This window comes from Corallococcus sp. 4LFB (assembly GCF_046520365.1).
Taxonomy (GTDB): domain Bacteria; phylum Myxococcota; class Myxococcia; order Myxococcales; family Myxococcaceae; genus Corallococcus; species Corallococcus caeni.
This window is the reverse complement of the sequence record NZ_JBKGHJ010000979.1, coordinates 1-1419: the sequence shown is the minus strand read 5'-3', so window position 1 is coordinate 1419 and position 1419 is coordinate 1. Positions and strand designations below refer to the sequence as shown.

General features: G+C 73.8%; 2 protein-coding genes. One reads left to right on the top strand and one right to left on the bottom strand.

Translation table 11 applies throughout. The annotated features are described in order from the left end of the window. A partial coding sequence (infC, locus tag ACLEQD_RS43330; protein WP_410391782.1) for a translation initiation factor IF-3 occupies window positions 1-259 on the bottom strand: 259 nt, incomplete at its 3' end. A 418-nt stretch (window positions 260-677) separates the two neighbouring features. Here infC and ACLEQD_RS43325 point away from each other — a divergent pair. Further along, window positions 678-1419: S1 family peptidase (locus ACLEQD_RS43325; protein WP_410391781.1), on the top strand; the 742-nt coding region annotated here is incomplete at its 3' end.

The window sequence follows — 1419 nt, the reverse complement described above, 5'->3', positions numbered from 1 at the left end:
CGTCCGAGGCCTTCTTCTTCTCCTCGTACTTGAACTTGCCGTAGTCCATGATCTTGCAGACCGGCGGCTTGGCCATCGGGCTGACTTCGACCAGGTCGAGCGACTCCGAGCGGGCCTTTTCCAGCGCCGCCTCGATGGTCATGACCCCGAGCTGCGAGCCATCGGAGCCCACGACACGGACTTCCCGCGCGCGGATGCGGCGGTTGGTTCTCTGGTCCCTGTTGGGACCCCGGCTGCTGTTTCTCTGTTCGCGAATGATGTGAACATCCTCCAAAAAGGGTTGCAGACCCACCACCCGTGAAGATGTGGCGGGCCACTCGATGTGGCAGTCCCCTCCGGCGGAGAAGGCAGGCAGACAAGCCTTCCGCCCCTCGGGGCAGGGAGACGTGCACCGGACTCTATCCGGTTCACGTCCCCCGGGGGCAAGGTAACGCGGGGGCCCCCCCATTCCCATGACCCCTGTTGCCTATGATGCGCCCCATGGCGAAACGGTCCACCGCGTCCGCCCGGGAACGGACAGGATGCCTACCCCCGGGGGTGGTTGCGCTCGGCGCCTCCCTGGTGCTCGGCGGCCTGCCCGCCTGTGGCCCGGCTGCCCCCAGCCCCCCGGGCAGGCCCTCCACACCCGGAGTCCGGGCCTCGTCCAGGGGACGGACGCGCCCGGGGACGGGGCGGCGGTGGCGCTGGTGGCCCGGCGCACGCGCTGCGGAGGCGAGCCCCCGGTGCTCCTCTGCTCGGGCGCCCTCATCGCCCCGGACGTGGTGCTGACGGCGGCGCACTGCCTGGCCGTCTTCGGGGAGGCGGGCCCCTATGAGGTCTTCCTGGGCCCCACGCTGCTCCCGGAGCCGGGGCCCGGAGGGCGGTTCGTGCGGGTCACCCGGGCGGTGGCCCACCCGGACTACGTCCCCGCCACGCACGCCTGGGACGCCGCCCTCCTGCGGCTGGCGGTGCCGGTGACGGACGTCGCGCCCTTCCGGCTCCCCGGTGGGAGCGACGTCCCGGTGGCGCCGGGAGACCCCGTGCGGGCGGTGGGCTACGGGGACACGAAGGACGCGGCCCGGCCCGCGGGCCAGCGGCGCCAGGGGCTGCTCCAGGTGACGGGCGTCACCGCCAGTGCGTTCCAGGCCGGCCCCGCCCCGGCCATGACCTGCGTGGGGGACAGCGGAGGCCCGGTGCTGGCCGGTCCGCCCGGGAACGAGGTGCTCCAGGGCCTCACCGTCAGCGGCGACGTGGCCTGCCGGACGGAGGCGGTCCAGGTGCGGGTGGACGCGCTGGGGGACTTCCTCCGCCCCTTTCTGGAAGAGCCCCCGCCCCCGGCCCCGTCCTCCCCGCTCCCCCTGGACGCCCTCTGCCAGGAGGCCTGCGCCAGCGACGCGGACTGTCCCTCCGGCCTGCTGTGCGTCAGCGCCGGGGACGCCC